Annotated in this window: 22 protein-coding genes; 9 read left to right on the top strand and 13 right to left on the bottom strand. The window is 60.3% G+C overall.

Annotated elements, in window-relative coordinates:
* Positions 1-281: 281 nt before the first annotated feature.
* Positions 282-476 carry a hypothetical protein gene (locus ACIOVB_RS16445; protein WP_187679046.1) on the bottom strand — a complete coding sequence of 65 codons (195 nt, stop codon included), beginning with the start codon at positions 474-476 and terminating at the stop codon, positions 282-284.
* On the opposite strand from ACIOVB_RS16445, the gene ftsY reads away from it, so the two are divergent.
* The 4 genes from ftsY to rpoH all read left to right on the top strand — a co-directional run bounded on the left by ftsY (position 475) and on the right by rpoH (position 4653).
* Positions 475-1992, top strand: a complete 1518-nt coding sequence (gene ftsY / locus ACIOVB_RS16440; protein WP_401269386.1) for a signal recognition particle-docking protein FtsY — start codon at positions 475-477, stop codon at positions 1990-1992. The genes ACIOVB_RS16445 and ftsY overlap by 2 nt on opposite strands.
* On the top strand, positions 1989-2660 hold the full coding sequence (gene ftsE, locus ACIOVB_RS16435) for a cell division ATP-binding protein FtsE (RefSeq protein WP_008065082.1): 672 nt from the start codon (positions 1989-1991) through the stop codon (positions 2658-2660). Before ftsY ends, ftsE begins: the two co-directional genes overlap by 4 nt.
* Positions 2657-3682, top strand: coding sequence for a permease-like cell division protein FtsX (gene ftsX, locus ACIOVB_RS16430; RefSeq protein WP_034153670.1), 1026 nt, complete (start codon positions 2657-2659; stop codon positions 3680-3682). The genes ftsE and ftsX overlap by 4 nt, the downstream gene beginning before the upstream one ends.
* Before the next feature lie 116 nt (positions 3683-3798).
* Positions 3799-4653: an RNA polymerase sigma factor RpoH gene (gene rpoH / locus ACIOVB_RS16425; protein WP_007913617.1), complete on the top strand. Its 855-nt coding sequence runs from the start codon at positions 3799-3801 to the stop codon at positions 4651-4653.
* A gap of 153 nt (positions 4654-4806) precedes the next feature.
* On the opposite strand, the gene mtgA is transcribed toward rpoH, so the two are convergent.
* Positions 4807-5529 (bottom strand): monofunctional biosynthetic peptidoglycan transglycosylase, encoded by a 723-nt coding sequence (gene mtgA, locus ACIOVB_RS16420; protein ID WP_187679043.1) that lies wholly within the window; start codon positions 5527-5529, stop codon positions 4807-4809.
* A 74-nt stretch (positions 5530-5603) separates the two neighbouring features.
* Between mtgA and ACIOVB_RS16415 the strand changes: the two genes are divergently transcribed.
* The 5 genes from ACIOVB_RS16415 (at position 5604) to ACIOVB_RS16395 (ending at position 8843) form a co-directional block, all read left to right on the top strand.
* Positions 5604-5975 carry a DUF423 domain-containing protein gene (locus ACIOVB_RS16415; RefSeq protein ID WP_401269382.1) on the top strand — a complete coding sequence of 124 codons (372 nt, stop codon included), beginning with the start codon at positions 5604-5606 and terminating at the stop codon, positions 5973-5975.
* 90 nt (positions 5976-6065) lie between these two features.
* On the top strand, positions 6066-6266 hold the full coding sequence (gene thiS / locus ACIOVB_RS16410) for a sulfur carrier protein ThiS (protein WP_167394879.1): 201 nt from the start codon (positions 6066-6068) through the stop codon (positions 6264-6266).
* Between the two features lie 60 nt (positions 6267-6326).
* The gene (locus ACIOVB_RS16405; protein ID WP_042561554.1) at positions 6327-7121 is read left to right on the top strand and encodes a thiazole synthase; all 795 of its coding nucleotides are present in this window, start codon (positions 6327-6329) and stop codon (positions 7119-7121) included.
* A 9-nt stretch (positions 7122-7130) separates the two neighbouring features.
* A complete protein-coding gene (gene trmB, locus ACIOVB_RS16400) occupies positions 7131-7856 on the top strand; it encodes a tRNA (guanosine(46)-N7)-methyltransferase TrmB (protein ID WP_401269379.1) in 726 nt (241 codons plus the stop codon).
* A gap of 198 nt (positions 7857-8054) precedes the next feature.
* Positions 8055-8843 carry a hypothetical protein gene (locus ACIOVB_RS16395; protein WP_187679040.1) on the top strand — a complete coding sequence of 263 codons (789 nt, stop codon included), beginning with the start codon at positions 8055-8057 and terminating at the stop codon, positions 8841-8843.
* A gap of 19 nt (positions 8844-8862) precedes the next feature.
* On the opposite strand, the gene ACIOVB_RS16390 is transcribed toward ACIOVB_RS16395, so the two are convergent.
* From ACIOVB_RS16390 to ACIOVB_RS16340, 11 genes are all read right to left on the bottom strand, one after another.
* Positions 8863-9411, bottom strand: coding sequence for an RNA 2'-phosphotransferase (locus ACIOVB_RS16390; RefSeq protein WP_401269376.1), 549 nt, complete (start codon positions 9409-9411; stop codon positions 8863-8865).
* 25 nt (positions 9412-9436) lie between these two features.
* Positions 9437-9760, bottom strand: coding sequence for a DUF3392 domain-containing protein (locus tag ACIOVB_RS16385; protein ID WP_008083808.1), 324 nt, complete (start codon positions 9758-9760; stop codon positions 9437-9439).
* Positions 9761-9795: 35 nt separating this feature from the next.
* Positions 9796-11001, bottom strand: coding sequence for a radical SAM family heme chaperone HemW (gene hemW / locus ACIOVB_RS16380; protein ID WP_401269373.1), 1206 nt, complete (start codon positions 10999-11001; stop codon positions 9796-9798).
* On the bottom strand, positions 10998-11594 hold the full coding sequence (rdgB, locus tag ACIOVB_RS16375) for an RdgB/HAM1 family non-canonical purine NTP pyrophosphatase (RefSeq protein WP_095186987.1): 597 nt from the start codon (positions 11592-11594) through the stop codon (positions 10998-11000). Before rdgB ends, hemW begins: the two co-directional genes overlap by 4 nt.
* Positions 11591-12025, bottom strand: a complete 435-nt coding sequence (locus ACIOVB_RS16370; RefSeq protein ID WP_187679038.1) for a DUF4426 domain-containing protein — start codon at positions 12023-12025, stop codon at positions 11591-11593. Before ACIOVB_RS16370 ends, rdgB begins: the two co-directional genes overlap by 4 nt.
* 26 nt (positions 12026-12051) lie before the next feature.
* Positions 12052-12672: a methionine biosynthesis protein MetW gene (metW, locus tag ACIOVB_RS16365; RefSeq protein ID WP_095186989.1), complete on the bottom strand. Its 621-nt coding sequence runs from the start codon at positions 12670-12672 to the stop codon at positions 12052-12054.
* 7 nt (positions 12673-12679) lie between these two features.
* Positions 12680-13819 (bottom strand): homoserine O-acetyltransferase, encoded by a 1140-nt coding sequence (locus ACIOVB_RS16360; RefSeq protein WP_401269369.1) that lies wholly within the window; start codon positions 13817-13819, stop codon positions 12680-12682.
* Between the two features lie 234 nt (positions 13820-14053).
* Positions 14054-14344 carry a DUF167 domain-containing protein gene (locus tag ACIOVB_RS16355; RefSeq protein ID WP_401269367.1) on the bottom strand — a complete coding sequence of 97 codons (291 nt, stop codon included), beginning with the start codon at positions 14342-14344 and terminating at the stop codon, positions 14054-14056.
* A complete protein-coding gene (locus ACIOVB_RS16350) occupies positions 14341-14931 on the bottom strand; it encodes a YggT family protein (protein ID WP_187679035.1) in 591 nt (196 codons plus the stop codon). Before ACIOVB_RS16350 ends, ACIOVB_RS16355 begins: the two co-directional genes overlap by 4 nt.
* 10 nt (positions 14932-14941) lie before the next feature.
* The gene (gene proC, locus ACIOVB_RS16345; RefSeq protein ID WP_401269364.1) at positions 14942-15760 is read right to left on the bottom strand and encodes a pyrroline-5-carboxylate reductase; all 819 of its coding nucleotides are present in this window, start codon (positions 15758-15760) and stop codon (positions 14942-14944) included.
* Between the two features lie 22 nt (positions 15761-15782).
* Positions 15783-16469, bottom strand: a complete 687-nt coding sequence (locus ACIOVB_RS16340; protein WP_401269361.1) for a YggS family pyridoxal phosphate-dependent enzyme — start codon at positions 16467-16469, stop codon at positions 15783-15785.
* Between the last annotated feature and the right edge of the window lie 28 nt (positions 16470-16497).

The following is a 16497-nucleotide window of genomic DNA, read 5'->3' as shown; positions in this document are numbered from 1 at the left end:
CACGACGACCTGCAGGCCGGTATCGAGGGTGAATTCGTGAGTCGGTTGCGGGTCGGCCGCCAGGGCCGAAAGGGGCAGGCAGACTGTGCTGAGCAGCAGGCCTGCAGCGCGGCGGGCTAGAGCATTCATTCGTTTTTTAACCTGTTGGGCTGCCCGCTTGGTCTTAGCCTAGGCGGGCGAGGAGGTGCTAGGATACTGATCCGTTTTACTGGCGGCCACGCCTATCAGGCCTTTGATCAGTCGATAGGTTGTATGGGTTTCCGGCAGAAGCTTTGAGTTTGTCAGCTAAACTCTGCGTTTTCGCCGACGATGCCGTTCCAGTCCTTCGTAATAATCGACCTTTGAGGTGCCTTTGGCGCCTCGACAAAATGTTGCGCGTGAACAAGCTGGGTGAAACACAGTCTGTTCTGCATCGAATATTTATTTGCCGGGGCGCCCTTATGGCGCGTCGCTACCGTGAGATAGCCGTCCTCCATGTTTGGTTCCAACGACGACAAGAAGACCCCAGCTGCGGCTGGCGAGAAGAAAAGCCTGTTCGGATGGCTGCGTAAGAAACCGCAGGAACCCGTCGTCGAACAGCCGCCCGCGATTCCTGAGCCGGCCCCTGCGCCTGCTCCCGTAATAGAAGAAGAGCCGGCGCCGATCGTTCTGCCGATTGCCGAGCCGGTGCTGCAACCGGCGGCCGAGCCTGAGACTGAAATCCCGGTGGCCGCCGAATTGCCGCTGACCCCGGCCGCCGAACCGTGGCTGACTTTGCCAGTGGCGGAAGAGCCGGTGGCGCTGGTGGAAGAGGCCGCGCCCCATGTGACACCGCCAATTCCTGCGCCTGCCGCGTTCGTTGCCGAGGTTGCTCCGGCGCCTTTGGTTGAGCCGGTTGTCGAGCCTGCGCCGGTTGTGGCAGCGCCTGCTGCGCCAGTGTTTGCCGAGCCGGTTGCTCCAGTTGCGCCAATCATCCAGCAACCAGAGCCAGCACCCGCGCCGGTTGTCGTTGCGCCAATCGTTGCGGTCGAAGCTGCGCCCGTCGAAGTTCCGGCCGAAGCCCCGCGTACCGAGGAGACCAAAGCCGGTTTCTTCGCCCGCCTCAAGCAAGGTCTGTCGAAAACCAGCGCCAGCATCGGCGAGGGCATGGCCAGCCTGTTTCTAGGCCGAAAAACCATCGACGACGACTTGCTCGACGACCTCGAAACCCGTCTGCTGACTGCCGACGTCGGCGTCGAAGCCACTACGCAGATCATCCAGCGCCTGACCCAGAAGGTCGCTCGCAAGGAACTGGCCGACGCCGACGCGTTGTACAAATCCCTGCAGGCCGAGCTGGCTGCGATGCTCAAACCGGTCGAGCAGCCGCTGAAGATTGTTTCGCAGAACAAGCCATTCGTGATTCTGGTGGTCGGCGTCAACGGCGCCGGCAAGACCACCACCATCGGCAAACTGGCGAAGAAGCTGCAACTGGAAGGCAAGAAAGTCATGCTCGCCGCCGGTGACACCTTCCGCGCCGCCGCTGTAGAGCAATTGCAGGTCTGGGGTGAACGCAACAAGATCCCGGTGATCGCCCAGCACACCGGCGCTGATTCGGCTTCGGTGATCTTCGACGCCGTGCAAGCCGCCAAGGCCCGTGGCATCGACGTGCTGATCGCCGACACTGCTGGCCGTCTGCACACCAAAGACAACCTGATGGAAGAACTGAAAAAAGTTCGCCGGGTAATCGGCAAGCTCGACGCCGACGCGCCGCACGAAGTGCTGCTGGTGCTCGATGCCGGCACCGGCCAGAACGCCATCAACCAGGCCAAGCAATTCAACCAGACCGTCGAACTGACCGGCCTGGCGCTGACCAAGCTCGACGGCACCGCCAAGGGCGGGGTGATTTTCGCCCTGGCCAAGCAGTTTGGCTTGCCGATCCGCTACATCGGCGTCGGTGAAGGCATCGACGATTTGCGTACTTTTGAAGCCGAACCCTTTGTCCAGGCACTGTTTGCCGAGCGGGAGCGTTCATGATTCGTTTCGAACAGGTCGGTAAACGGTATCCGAACGGTCACGTCGGCTTGCATGAGCTGAGCTTTCGAGTCCGTCGTGGCGAGTTCTTGTTTGTCACCGGTCACTCCGGCGCGGGCAAGTCCACGCTGTTGCGCCTTTTGCTGGCGATGGAACGTCCAACCAGCGGCAAATTGCTGCTGGCCGGGCAAGACCTGAGCACCATCAGCAATGCACAGATTCCGTTCCTGCGCCGGCAGATCGGCGTGGTGTTCCAGAATCACCAGTTGCTGTTTGATCGCACGGTGTTCAACAACGTCGCGTTGCCGCTGCAGATTCTCGGGCTGTCCAAGGCCGAGATCGCCAAGCGTGTCGACTCGGCGCTGGAGCGCGTGGCGCTGTCGGATAAAACCGATCTGTACCCCGGCGACCTGTCCACCGGTCAGCAACAGCGCGTCGGCATTGCCCGCGCCATCGTCCATCGCCCGGCCTTGCTGCTGGCGGACGAACCGACCGGTAACCTCGACCCGCGTCTGGCGGCCGAGATCATGGGCGTGTTCGAAGACATCAACCGGCTGGGCACCAGCGTGTTGATCGCGAGTCACGACCTGGCACTGATCGCGCGCATGCGTCATCGCATGCTGACCTTGCAACGTGGCCGATTGATCGGCGACGGGGAGGCCGGCGAATGAGTGCGACACGTAGCCCCAAGGTTTCCGAGCGCGTGGCCCCCAAGGCCGCCGATCCGCAGCCGCCGAAGAAGAAAAAACACGACGATGATGACGGGCCGGACTTCGCCACGCTTTTCCGCGCCTGGGTCGAAAGCCATCGTGCCAGTTTGCTCGACAGCCTGCGTCGTCTCGGCAAGCAGCCGATCGGCAGCTTCTTCACCTGCATGGTGATGGCCGTGGCGCTGAGCCTGCCGATGGGGTTGTCGCTGCTGCTCAACAACGTCGAGCGTCTCGGCGGTTCGTGGCAGCGGGCGGCGCAGATTTCGCTGTACCTGCAACTCGACGCCAGCCCGGAGCAGGGCGAATCGTTGCGCGAGCAGATCAAAGGCATGCCCGGCGTAGCTGATGCTGAATATGTCGGCCGCGATCAGGCGCTGGAAGAGTTCCAGCAGCAGTCCGGATTGGGCGAAGCCCTGCGCGAGCTGCCGGAAAACCCGTTGCCGGGTGTGGTGCTGGTGACCCCGAACGAGGTCGACAAGCCGACCCTGGAAGCATTAAGACAAAAACTTTCCGAGCTGCCCAAGGTACAACAGGCACAACTTGATCTAGTCTGGGTCGAGCGTCTGGCCGCCATCCTCAAGCTCGGCGATCGTTTTGTCTTCGGTCTGACGGTGTTGTTGGTTTCTGCATTACTTTTGGTGATAGGCAATACCATTCGTCTTCATATTGAAAACCGCCGCACCGAGATAGAAGTGATTAAACTCGTCGGCGGCACCGACAGCTATGTACGTCGTCCCTTCCTTTATATGGGCGCGTTGTATGGCTTCGGTGCGGGACTGCTGTCCTGGGGCGTATTGGCGTTCGGCCTGAACTGGTTGAATGATGCGGTGGTTGGACTGGCCGGCTTGTACGGCAGTGATTTCGCACTGGCCGGAGTGCCAGTTGCCGACGGTCTGTCGCTCTTGCTTGGCGCGGTGCTGTTGGGTTATATCGGTGCATGGATTGCAGTCGCACGTCATCTCAGGGAGCTGGCGCCGAAGTAGAATCTTTTTTGCGCGTGATTGGCCTTGCGGTTTTTTTGGGAACTTGTACTTGAGTTCCCGGTCAATTTTTCGCAGTGCCGAAAGGCGCGAGTTATGTAAGTCGGAGGTTTTTTCGTATGACCAATTCTTTGCAACCTGCGTACGCGTTGGTTCCAGGTGCGAACCTGGAAGCCTATGTGCACACCGTGAACAGCATTCCACTGCTGACGCCGGAGCAGGAGCGTGAACTGGCCGAGAGTCTCTACTATGAGCAGGATTTGGGGGCGGCTCGGCAGATGGTGCTCGCCCACCTGCGTTTTGTCGTACACATTGCCCGTAGCTATTCCGGCTACGGTCTGGCTCAGGCTGACCTGATCCAGGAAGGTAACGTCGGCCTGATGAAGGCCGTCAAGCGCTTCAACCCGGAAATGGGTGTGCGTCTGGTGTCGTTCGCCGTGCACTGGATCAAGGCGGAAATTCACGAGTTCATCCTGCGCAACTGGCGCATTGTGAAAGTCGCGACCACCAAGGCCCAGCGCAAGCTGTTCTTCAACCTGCGCAGCCAGAAGAAACGTCTGGCGTGGCTGAACAACGAGGAAGTCCACCGTGTGGCGGAAAGCCTCGGCGTCGAGCCGCGGGAAGTGCGCGAGATGGAAAGTCGCCTGACCGGCCACGACATGGCCTTCGACCCGGCCGCGGAAGCGGACGACGACAGCGCTTTCCAGTCGCCGGCCAACTATCTGGAAGACCACCGGTACGACCCGGCGCGTCAACTGGAAGATGCCGACTGGAGCGACAACTCCAACAGCAATCTGCACGAAGCGCTGGAAGTGCTGGACGAACGCAGCCGTGACATCCTTTACCAGCGTTGGCTGGCAGAAGAAAAAGCCACGCTGCACGACCTGGCGCAGAAGTACAACGTGTCGGCCGAGCGTATCCGTCAGCTCGAAAAGAGCGCGATGAACAAGCTCAAGTTGTCGATTGCCGCGTAACCGGCGCCTCGGCAAATAAAAACGCCCCGATCAGCAATGATCGGGGCGTTTTCGTTCAGCAGATCAAGAGATCGCAGCCTTCGGCAGCTTCTACAGGTGAAATGCAATCCTGTGTAGGAGCTGCCGAAGGCTGCGATCTTTTGCTTTATGGCGCTACTGCGCCCAGGGCGCCCGGCGCGAATCATTGAGCCCGAGCAGATAGCTCGTCCCGCCCAACTGACTCATCTGCTGGCGAATCCACCCGGCTCGGCGCGAAACATACGCTGTCGGATGGCTCGCACTCCAGACCCGTGGGTTCGGCAGGACAGCCGCCAGATAGCTTGCCTGCTGCCGGGACAGCGACTTGGCGCTTACGCCAAAGTGATGCCGGGCCGCCGCTTCAGCGCCAAATACCCCGTCATCCCACTCGACGCTGTTCAGATACACCTCAAGAATCCGCTGCTTGGGCCAGAACACCTCGATCAGCGCGGTAAACCAAGCTTCCAGACCTTTTCGCAGATAACTACGACCGGCCCACAGAAACAGGTTCTTCGACACTTGCTGGCTCAACGTACTGGCGCCGCGAATCGAGCCTCCGAGTTCGTTATGGGCCAGCGCGGCCTGGATGGCGCTGAAATCAAAGCCCCAATGCTCGGGAAACTTCTGATCCTCGCCGGCCATGACCGCCACCTTAAGATCATCGGAGATCTCATCCCACGGTTTCCAGGTGCGTTGCAGGTCGATCGGCTCGCCGTCGACCCAGGATTCGACCTTGCGCTCGACCATCAGCGCCGTGCCGGGCGGCGGCACAAAGCGAAACAACAGGACCAGCAATACGCTGCCGCCCGCGAACCAGAGCAGGGCCTTCGTGAGACGACGGAAAATTGAACGGAGCATAGAGATGGCTTGGCCGAACCCGTGGAGCGGGCCATTATACAGACCCTGCCGATCGAGTCTGACTGGAGTTCCACATGCTGCGTGGCTTTCTGATGCTGGCCGCTTTCTTTGGTTTTACCGGGGTTGCATTGGGTGCATTCGCCGCCCACGGCCTGAAAAACCGCCTGACGCCCGAGTATCTGGCGATTTTCCACACCGGCGTCACCTATCAACTGGTGCACACTTTGGCGCTGTTCGGCGTGGCGCTGCTGGCCACACAGATTCAGGGTCGGCTGGTGACCTGGGCTGGCGTTTCGTTCTCCATCGGCATTTTGTTGTTCTCCGGCAGTCTGTACCTACTGACCATCACCGGCATCAGCAAGCTTGGCATCATCACCCCGTTCGGCGGCCTGGCGTTTCTGATCGGCTGGCTGTGCCTGGGGCTGGCCGCCTGGCGGCTGAGCTGACCGGGTAGTCCATTTCACGATGAATGGCTTGGGTCGCCCCGTCTGATCGGGCTAGAATGCCAGCCCCTAAAAATGATGGCGGCCTTGCGCATGCGCATTCAGTTGAACGGCGAATCCCTTGAACTGCCCGACGGTGAAACCGTTGCGGCCCTGCTGACCCGTCTGGATCTGACCGGACGCCGGGTAGCAGTCGAACTCAATCTGGATATCGTCCCGCGCAGCCAGCATGCCGACACCACGCTCAACGACGGCGACAATGTCGAAGTCGTGCACGCCATCGGCGGCGGCTAGTCGTTCGGCCCGCAAGGGCACAGAATTCTGCAAGACCCTCACCCCTAAAGAGGATTCCCCATGAGCATCGTTCGTAGCGACAAGCCTTTTGTGCTGGCCGGTCGTACTTACCAGTCGCGTTTGCTGGTCGGTACCGGCAAGTACCGTGACATGGAAGAAACCCGCCAGGCGATCGAAGCCTCGGGTGCCGAAATCGTCACCTTCGCCGTGCGCCGCACCAACCTCGGCCAGATCGAAGGCGAGCCGAACCTGCTCGACGTGCTGTCGCCGGATCGCTACACCTTCCTGCCGAATACCGCTGGTTGCTACGACGCCATCGAAGCCGTGCGCACCTGCCGCCTGGCCCGCGAACTGCTCGACGGCCACAACCTGGTGAAGCTGGAAGTGCTGGCCGACCAGAAAACCCTGTTCCCCAACGTGATCGAAACCCTCAAGGCCGCCGAAACGCTGGTCAAGGAAGGTTTCGACGTGATGGTCTACACCAGCGATGACCCGATCATCGCCCGTCAACTCGCGGAAATCGGCTGCATCGCGGTGATGCCGCTGGCCGGTCTGATCGGTTCGGGTCTGGGGATCTGCAACCCGTACAACCTGCAGATCATCCTCGAAGAAGCCAAGATCCCGGTGTTGGTGGATGCCGGTGTCGGTACCGCTTCCGACGCTACCATTGCCATGGAGCTGGGCTGTGACGCGGTGCTGATGAATTCGGCCATCGCCCACGCCGGGCAACCTGTGATGATGGCCCAAGCCATGCAACACGCGATCGTCGCGGGCCGTCTGGCCTACCTCGCCGGCCGCATGCCGAAAAAACTCTATGCCAGCGCCTCCTCGCCGCTGGATGGTCTGATCAAGTAAGAGCCATTGATGACTGAATCGAACGACACGCCTATCCAGACGGAAGAGGGCGACGAGCGCCAACACCGCCGCATCAAGAGTTTCGTGATGCGCGCCGGGCGCATGACCGAAGGCCAGCAGAAAGGCCTGGATCAAGGCACGCCGCTGTTCGTGCTGCCATTGGCTGACGCGCCGGTGGATTACGATCAGGTGTTCGGCCGCTCGGCACCGCGCTCGCTGGAGATCGGTTTCGGCATGGGCCACTCGCTGCTGGAAATGGCCGCGGCGGCGCCAGAGCAGGATTTCATCGGCGTTGAGGTTCACCGTCCGGGTGTCGGCGCGCTGCTCAATGGCGTGCTGACTCAGGGCCTGACCAACCTGCGCGTTTACGACTGCGACGCGATCGAAGTGCTCAACCGCTGCATCGCCGACAACAGCCTTGATCGCCTGATGCTGTTCTTCCCGGATCCGTGGCACAAGAGCCGTCACCACAAGCGTCGTATCGTTCAGGCGTCGTTCGCTGAACTGGTGCGCAGCAAGTTGAAGGTCGGCGGTATTCTGCACATGGCCACCGACTGGGAACCGTATGCCGAATACATGCATGAAGTGATGAGCGTCGCCCCGGGCTACCGCAACCTCGCCGAAGACGGCAAGTGCGTGCCACGCCCGGCCGAACGCCCGATCACCAAGTTCGAACGCCGCGGCGAACGACTTGGCCACGGCGTGTGGGACCTGAAGTTCGAAAAACTGTCCTGAGCCTTACGCAATAAAATCTGTAGATAAACCTGTGGGAGCGAGCTTGCTCGCGAATGCGATGGATCATTCAGCACTGAGTTGACTGACACCAAGTTTTCGCGAGCGAGCTCCCACAATTGTTTTCGGAGTTTGTTCAAGATTGCTGGTGATCCGCCGAAAGATCTTCGTCCCCCCCCCACTTGTAAAGGAAGACGAGTCTTGAAAGCCCTTTTCACCTGCATGCTGTTGTTGGGTCTGCTGTTTTCAGCGGCTTGCGAGCGCGTGGTAACGCCCGATGAATACTTCGCCAGCGCGCAAAGAGTGGCCGAAAAAATCCAGCGTGACGCCGATGAGCGGATCAGGCGGGAAGGCGCCGGGGAGCCGGAACTCGCGTATACGCCGGAGCAGTTGCGCAATGCCGAAGGCGATTTTGCAGCGCTTGCAGACAATCTGAAAAAGGCCTCGGATGGCGGGCATATGCTCGCAACGTACTTGCTGGCCAACCTTCAGGACAATCCGATGTTCTCTGAGCGAACGCGGATGGAGGCCTGTGGCCTTTACCAGAAAGCCATGGATCAGGGGTTGCTGGCGGCTGCGGTGGGTTACTACCATTTATGCGACAAGGCATACGAAAGGTTTGATCTGCAAAACGCGGATCATTTGAAGTTCTTGCAGTCGCTGCAACAGTTATTGAGCAAGCCCGACGCTTATGCCCACGTCTATCCTTTGCAGGCCAAGCGTTCGCTGTGCTTCTTCGACGAGAGGGCGCCCGCCGGACAGCAAGGCAAATTGGCGGCAATGCGGGCCCGCGCTGTCGCGCTGTTATTGTCAGAAGATCAATATCGGGCTGAGGCCAACTACATTCTTGCGCTGACGCGTGTAAACGAGAATGACCGTCACGACGGTCAGAATATTGCGTATCTGGACAATGCAGAAGCGTTGGGCTGTAAGGACTACTACGGGCTCAGTGCGATGATTCGAAGTGAGGTCAAAGCCAGCGCTGAATAGATGACGAACGTGTCGAGGACTACAACGTAGAGATGAAGCGCACTGGTACTTGCTCTGTTAGCCAGACGCCATTCTCGGCCTGATAGAACTTGAAACCTTGTTCCTGCATCTGCCGCGCGGCGACTTTCAGGATCACCACGGTGCCGTAGCGTTGGCCTACGGCTGAGGCGGTGGTGGTTTCTGCCGAGAGATGCACGTGATGACGCGATCCGGGGATCAAGCCTTGCTGGTTGATCGAGTCCATGAAGCGCGTCGCCGTGCCGTGATACAGCGTTTCTGGTGGCTGCTTTTCCTCAAACTGCAGCTCCACGCTCTTGGTCGAGTGACCCTGCACGGCGCGGATCTGCTGGCCGTCCTCGGATATCGAAAAGCGTTTCTTGTCGCTGCTCGCCACGACAGTTTCGATCAGCGCGCGATCGAGAGTGCGACCGTCGCGTGCCGCGCCGCTGATCAGCGCTTCGATATTCGCCCAGCCTTCAGAGTCCAGCCTCAGGCCAATGGCCTGAGGCTCGTGGCGCAACACATAGCTGAGAAACTTGCTCGTTTCGTCCATCTGTTTCTTGCTCATGAACTTCCCTGTTTGAATTCAATGATCAGCGGCGGTCTGCGACTACGCCGATCAACACCAGCACCACCAACAGCACCGGTGCCAAGCTGTAATTGTTGAACTGGCTCAATCCCTTGATTACCCAAGGTGTGGCGTAGATCAGTGCTGCACCGCTGCCAATCAAGCACAGCAGGGCCATGAGCGGTACGCGCAGGGCGCCGGCGATGCTGCCCAAGCGTTGTTCGACCCAGCCTTTGAAGTCGGCGCCGAACAGCACCAGCAGGCAGCCGACCAGCGCCAATGCGATTTCCGAGAGGTTGCTGCGGCTCCAGCGGGAGACGGTAGCGAGCAGGTCGAGTATCAAATCCATGCGTTTTCCCTTGGGACAGAAGTTGAGGGTTGGGCTCAGTTCAGGAATTGTTGCAGCAAGTCGTTGAGGAACAGCTGTCCGCGCTCGGTGGCCGCCAGATGTGACGGTTCGACCTGCAACAGACCGCTTTGTTCTGCCGCTGCCCGGCCTTCGGCGAGGCTTTCCAGCGACAGGCCGGTGCGTTCCGGATATAGGCGCGATTCCACGCCTTCTGTCAGTCGCAAGGCGTTCATCAGGAACTCGAACGGCATCTCATCGTTGGTCAGGGCTTTCTCGCCGGCCTGAAAGCATTTCGCCGGGTTGAGATAGTCCTTCGGCAGGCGCGTCTTCCAGGTACGCACGATGCGCCCGTCCGGATGGCTGAGTTTGCCGTGAGCGCCGGCACCGATGCCGATGAAGTCGCCGAAACTCCAATAATTGACGTTATGCCGCGCCGGGCGACCGGGTTGGGCGTAAGCCGACACTTCGTATTGCGCGTAACCGTGCTCGGCCAGTAGCGCTTGCCCGGCCTCTTGAATGTCCCACAGCGTGTCGTCTTCCGGCAGCACCGGCGGCTGGTTCCAGAACACCGTGTTCGGCTCAAGCGTCAGCTGATACCAGGAAATGTGCGTCGGCTGCAGTTCGATGGCCTGGCGCAGATCGCTCAAGGCGTCGTCCAGCGACTGATCGGGCAAGCCGTGCATCAAGTCGAGGTTGAAGTTATCGAACCCGGCCTGCCGCGCCATGCCTGCCGCGCGTACTGCTTCGTCGCCGTTATGAATACGGCCGAGCGCCTTGAGCTTTTCCTGCTGGAAACTCTGGATACCGATCGACAGGCGATTGATCCCCAGCTTGCGGTACGCGACAAACTTCTCTTGTTCGAAGGTGCCGGGATTGGCTTCCAGAGTGATCTCGATGTCTTTGGCAAACGGAATGCGCTGCTCGACGCCTTCCAGCAAACGCCCAAGGGCTTGGGCGCTGAACAGGCTCGGTGTACCGCCACCGAAGAAAATCGAGCTGATTTCACGGCCATAAACCGCATGCAGGTCCTGATCGAGATCGGCCAGCAACGCGTCGACGTATTCCTGCTCCGGCAGCACCGGGCTGGCGGTGTGCGAGTTGAAATCGCAATACGGGCATTTGCGCACGCACCATGGGATATGGATGTACAGCGCCAGGGGCGGCAGCGTTGGCAGCGGCGCCCGAGGCGAAGAAGCGGCGCCGCCGATGATCAGCGACGACGCAGAGGGGGTGTCGGTCATTTCAGGCCCAGACGCTGGCGCAGCAGATCCATTGCACGGGCGCGGTGGCTGATCTGATTCTTGTCGGCCGGGCTCAGTTCAGCGCTGGAAACATCGCGCTCCGGCACCCAGAACAGCGGGTCGTAACCAAAACCGTGTTCGCCGCTGGCGGCAGTCAGGATGCGTCCGTGCCACAGGCCTTCGCAGAGGATCGGCAACGGATCGTCGGCGTGACGCACCAGTGCCAGCACGCAGACGAACTGCGCGCCGCGTTCGGCTTCAGGCACGTCTTTGAGGGCGTCGAGCAGTTTGGCGTTGTTCGCTGCATCGCCCTTGCCGTCGGCATAACGCGCCGAATAGATGCCCGGTGCACCGCCGAGGAAATCCACTGCCAGACCGGAGTCGTCGGCCAGCGCGGGCAGCCCGGAAATACGTGCGGCGTTACGCGCCTTGAGGATCGCGTTCTCGACGAACGACAGACCGGTTTCCTCCGGCTCGACCTTGCTCCACTCGCCGATCGAGCGCAGTTGCACCGAGTCGCCGAGCATGGCCTGGAGTTCTTTGAGTTTGCCGGCGTTATGGCTGGCCAGTACGAGCTGCTTGAGATTCATCATTCGCCGGGGAAAAGTTCTTGGTTGAAGTTGATGGTGTCGATCTTGTCACCGGTCTGCACCTTGATTTCGAAGGTGCGGGTTTCCTGCTGAGGCACCGGGTATTGGGCGATGTAATAGATCGCACCCTGCTCGGTGACTTGCTTGAAGTTCAGCGGCACGCTCTGGCTGGTCAGGTCTTTGACCGTGCCGGTAACGTTGGCGATCAGCGGTTTGCCGCCCTTGATCACCGAGACATTGATCACGCCCTGATTCTTGCTGCGGATCAGCTCGGCAGCCTTGGCGATGTCCGGCGTCAGGAAGGTGGAGTTGAAAGTGTTGTAGTGCACGGTGACATCACCGAACACTTCCTTTCGCTCGCCCTTGATGACATCGGCGGCCATGGCGCCGACGCTCAGGCAGGCAGTGATTAACAACAACGCTAAACGACCCATGATCATCCTCCTCGAAATGTCGTGGCTCAGACCGCGACCCGATGATCTGCAAGCACCGGGCTGCTGACGCGGTAGATACCAATTTCACCTAACAGATTAGGCCATAGCTTACTGGCCCACCCGTGGCGGTGCTGTTGATCCACGGCAAGCCGATCAATGACCTTCGCATCACGTTCGCGACAAAGTTCTTCAAAGTCTTCGAAGGTGCAGAAGTGGATGTTCGGCGTGTTGTACCAGGTGTACGGCAGAAACTCGGAGACCGGCATCCGCCCCTTGCTCGCCAGATACCAGCGGCAGCGCCAGTGACCGAAGTTGGGGAAGGTGATGATGCACTGACGGCCGACCCGCAGCATTTCGTCGAGGATCTTGTCCGGGTAATGCACGGCTTGCAGCGCCTGGGTCATCACCACGATGTCGAAACTGTTGCTGGCGAAGTTGCCCAGGCCTTTATCCAGATCCTGCTCGATGACGTTGACGCCTTTGGCCACGCATTGAGCGATGTTGTCGGCGTCGTTTTCCAGGCCATAACCGGTGACCTGCTTGTGGTCGCGCAGCCAGGTCAGCAACTCGCCGTCACCACAGCCCAGGTCGAGGACGCGGCTGCCGGCGGGGATCCATTCCTGGATGATTTCCAGATCAGCTCTCATGGCTTTCTCACAACGAAATGCGGTTCATGTAATTGCCGAACGCCTGCAAATAGCGCGGGATCGGAATCAGGAAGGCGTCGTGGCCCTGCGGCGCGTCGATTTCCAGGTAGCTGACGTCTTTACGTGCTGCCATCAGCGCGTCCACCAGTTCGCGTGAACGAGCCGGGGAAAAACGCCAGTCGGTGGTGAACGACATCACGCAGAACTTGGCCGTGGCGTTCTCGAAGGTTTTCGCCAGGTTATCGTCGAAGTTCGCTGCCGGATCGAAGTAATCCAGCGCCTTGGTCATCAATAGATAGGTGTTGGCGTCGAAGCGTCCGGAGAACTCTTCGCCCTGGTAACGCAGGTAGCTTTCGACCTGGAACTCGACACTGTGGAAGTCGTAGTTGAGCTTTTCGCTCTTCAGGCCTCGGCCGAATTTCTCGCCCATGGAATCGTCGGACAGGTAGGTGATGTGCCCGACCATCCGCGCCAGCATCAGGCCGCGTTTGGGGATCACGCCCGCTTCCTGGAACGAACCGCCGTGGAATTCCGGGTCTGTAAGAATCGCCTGGCGCGCCACTTCGTTGAAGGCGATGTTCTGCGCCGACAACTTGGGGGCCGAGGCGATCGCCAGACAATGGCGCACGCGATCCGGGTAGGTGATGGTCCATTGCAGCGCCTGCATGCCGCCGAGGCTGCCGCCGATCACCGCTGCCCATTGGCCGATGCCGAGCAGGTCGGCCAGACGCGCCTGGCTGTGTACCCAGTCTTCCACGGTGAGTACCGGGAAGTCGGCACCGAACGGTTTGCCGGTCTCCGGGTTAATACTGCTCGGGCCGGTGGAACCGTTGCAGCCGCCCAGATTATTCAGGCTAACCACGAAGAATTTGCTGGTGTCGATCGGTTTGCAGGGGCCGATGCAGCTGTCCCACCAACCGGGCTTGCGGTCGTCGGGGCTGTGATAGCCAGCGGCGTGGTGATGGCCGGACAAGGCGTGGCAGATCAGCACGGCGTTGCTCGCCTGCGCGTTCAGCGTGCCGTAGGTTTCGTAGATCAGGTCATAAGCGGCCAGCGAACGGCCACAGGCCAGGGCCAGCGGTTCGCTGAAGTGCGCCGTTTGCGGCGTCACCAGACCAACAGAATCGGGGGGAAAGGCAGTTGGCATCGACCCTGCTCTCGTTGAAATGAGGCGTAAGTCTAAAGACCGGGGGGGTTAGCGGCAAGCAACGATCGGGCATGATCGTTCATTGAGCGAAGTCCCCTGTGGTGAGGGGATTTATCCCCGATGGGCTGCGTAGCAGCCCTGTAATCACTTGGCAGTGCCAAGTGATTGGGGTTGGCAACAACCAGGGGGCCGCTCCGCGACCCATCGGGGATAAATCCCCTCGCCACAGGGTGATCAGGAGCGCATCAGGTCAGGCAATTCCGGCAACTTCTTCGGCGAGCAAATCTTCACCCGCTTCTGCCGGTTCAACTCACCGCTGAGTAAGCTGACCTGGCTCTTGGATACCCCAAACGCCTTGGCCAGAAAACCCATCAGATAGGCGTTGGCCTTGCCCTCGACCGGCGGCGCGGTCAGGCGGATCTTCAGCCGATCACCATGCAGCCCGGCGAAGTCATCGCTACGGGCCGCAGGTTGCAGGTGACATTCCAGAATCAGGTCGTCACCGTCCCAGCGAAACCAGCTCACATCAGCAGGCGCAGGATTTCCGGCATCATCGTCATCGCCGCGAGGTTGTTGATCACCAGCATGTCGATCAGCTTCAGCGCCAGGAACGCGAAGATCGGCGACAGGTCGAGCCCGCCGAGGCTCGGCAGGAACTTGCGGAACGGCGCCAGGGCCGGTTCGCAGATCTGGTTGACCAGCTCAGCGCCCGGGTTGTGGCTGCCCGGGGCGACCCACGACAGGATCACGCTGATGATCAGGGCGAAGAAGAAGATCTTCAGGAACAGCGCGGTCACGCCGATCAGCGACCAGATAAACAGTTGCAGCGGGTTACCGGTGGTGCCGTAAGTCAGCAGCAGGGTCAGCGCCATCAACGCCAGTTGAACCAGAATTGCCAGTACCAGCGACGACATGTCGAGGCCAAACATACTCGGGATGATCCGGCGCAGTGGCTTGAGCAGCGGCTGAGTCGCTTTGACGATGAACTGGCAAAGCGGGTTGTAGAAATTCGCCCGTACCAGTTGCAGGACGAAGCGCAACAACACGATCAGCAGGTACAGACTGCCGAGGGTTTGCAGCACGTAAACCGCTGCGGTGTTCAATCCAATCATGTAAGGCTCCTTATTTGCCCAGTTGTTCGGCCATTTCGGCCGAGCGGTGCGCGGCGGCGCCGAGTGCTTTTTCTACCAGGGCTTCGAAACCACCGGCCTGGAACGATTTGATTGCAGCTTCTGTAGTCCCGGCCGGCGAGGTCACGCGACGGCGCAGTTCGGCGGCATCGACGTCACTGGAAGCCGCCATGTGCGCGGCGCCCAGAGCGGTTTGCAACGTCAGTTGTTCGGCAGTTTCTTTCGGCAGACCGAGTTTGACGCCAGCGGCGGTCATGGCTTCGATCAGCAGGAAGAAATACGCAGGGCCGGATCCGGACACGGCAGTCACCGCGTCCAGTTGCTGTTCTTCGTTCAGCCACAAAGCGATGCCGACGGCGGACAGCAGCTCTTCGGCTTGCTGGCGCTGTTGGGCGGTGACTTCGCTGGTGGCGTACAAGCCGCTGACGCCCTGACGCAGCAGCGCCGGGGTGTTGGGCATGCAACGCACGATCGGCTGCTCGCCGAGCCATGCGGTCATGCTGGCGCAAGTGATGCCGGCGGCAATCGAGACCACCAGTTGATTCGGTTTCAGGCTCGGGCGAATCGCTTCGCACACGGCTTTCATCGCCTGAGGTTTGACCGCCAGGACGACGACGTCGACGCCATCGATGGCCTGGGCGTTGTCGGCAAAGGTTTCGATGCCGTGTTCGGCGCTGACTTTGGCGCGGGTTTCTTCACCCGGGTCGCTGGCGCGGATGTGCGCGGCTTCCAGACCCTTGGCCCGCAGGCCGCCGATGAGGCTGGCGGCCATGTTGCCGGCACCGATAAAGGCAATACGTGTGTCGCTCATGTCAGTCCTTATCCAGAAATGTTCAAGATTGGGAATAGTCGCGGGCGCCGAAAAGGGCCGTACCGATACGAACCCGGGTGGCGCCCTGGGCAATGGCCGACTCGAGGTCGTGGCTCATGCCCATGGAAAGTGTGTCGAGCGGTAGATTCAGGCTGTCCTGCAAACGTTGCACGGCAGCAAAAGCGGCATCCTGTTCGGCGCGATCTTCGGTCGGTTCGGGGATCGCCATCAAACCGCGCAGTTTCAAGCGCGGCAGGGCGCTGATGGCGTTGGCCAGGGCCGGCAGGTCGTCCGGGGTGCAGCCGGACTTGCTGGCTTCACCGCTGACGTTGACCTGAATGCAGATGTTCAGTGGCGGCAGATCCGCCGGGCGCTGTTCGGACAGACGCTGGGCAATTTTCAGACGATCCACGGAATGCACCCACTCGAAATGCTCGGCGATGGCGCGAGTCTTGTTCGATTGAATGGGGCCGATGAAGTGCCAGATCAAGGGCAGGTCGGCCAGTTCGAGCTGTTTGCTCAAGGCTTCCTGCAGATAGTTCTCGCCAAAGTCGCGCAGGCCGGCGGCATACGCTTCACGCAGGGCTTCGGCGGGTTTGGTCTTGCTGACCGCGAGCAACTGCACGCTGTTTTCAGTGCGCCCGGCCGCTGCGGTGGCAGCCTGGATGCGCGAACTAACCAGTTGAATGTTGTCTGCTATCGTGGACATCAAGAGGCGCCAGCGGTCTGAAGGTTCG

Origin of the sequence: Pseudomonas sp. NPDC087639 (assembly GCF_044743385.1) — a bacterium.
Taxonomy (GTDB): Bacteria; Pseudomonadota; Gammaproteobacteria; order Pseudomonadales; family Pseudomonadaceae; genus Aquipseudomonas.
Note: the sequence above shows the minus strand (reverse complement) of the source record. Positions and strands in the feature narration are given on the sequence as shown.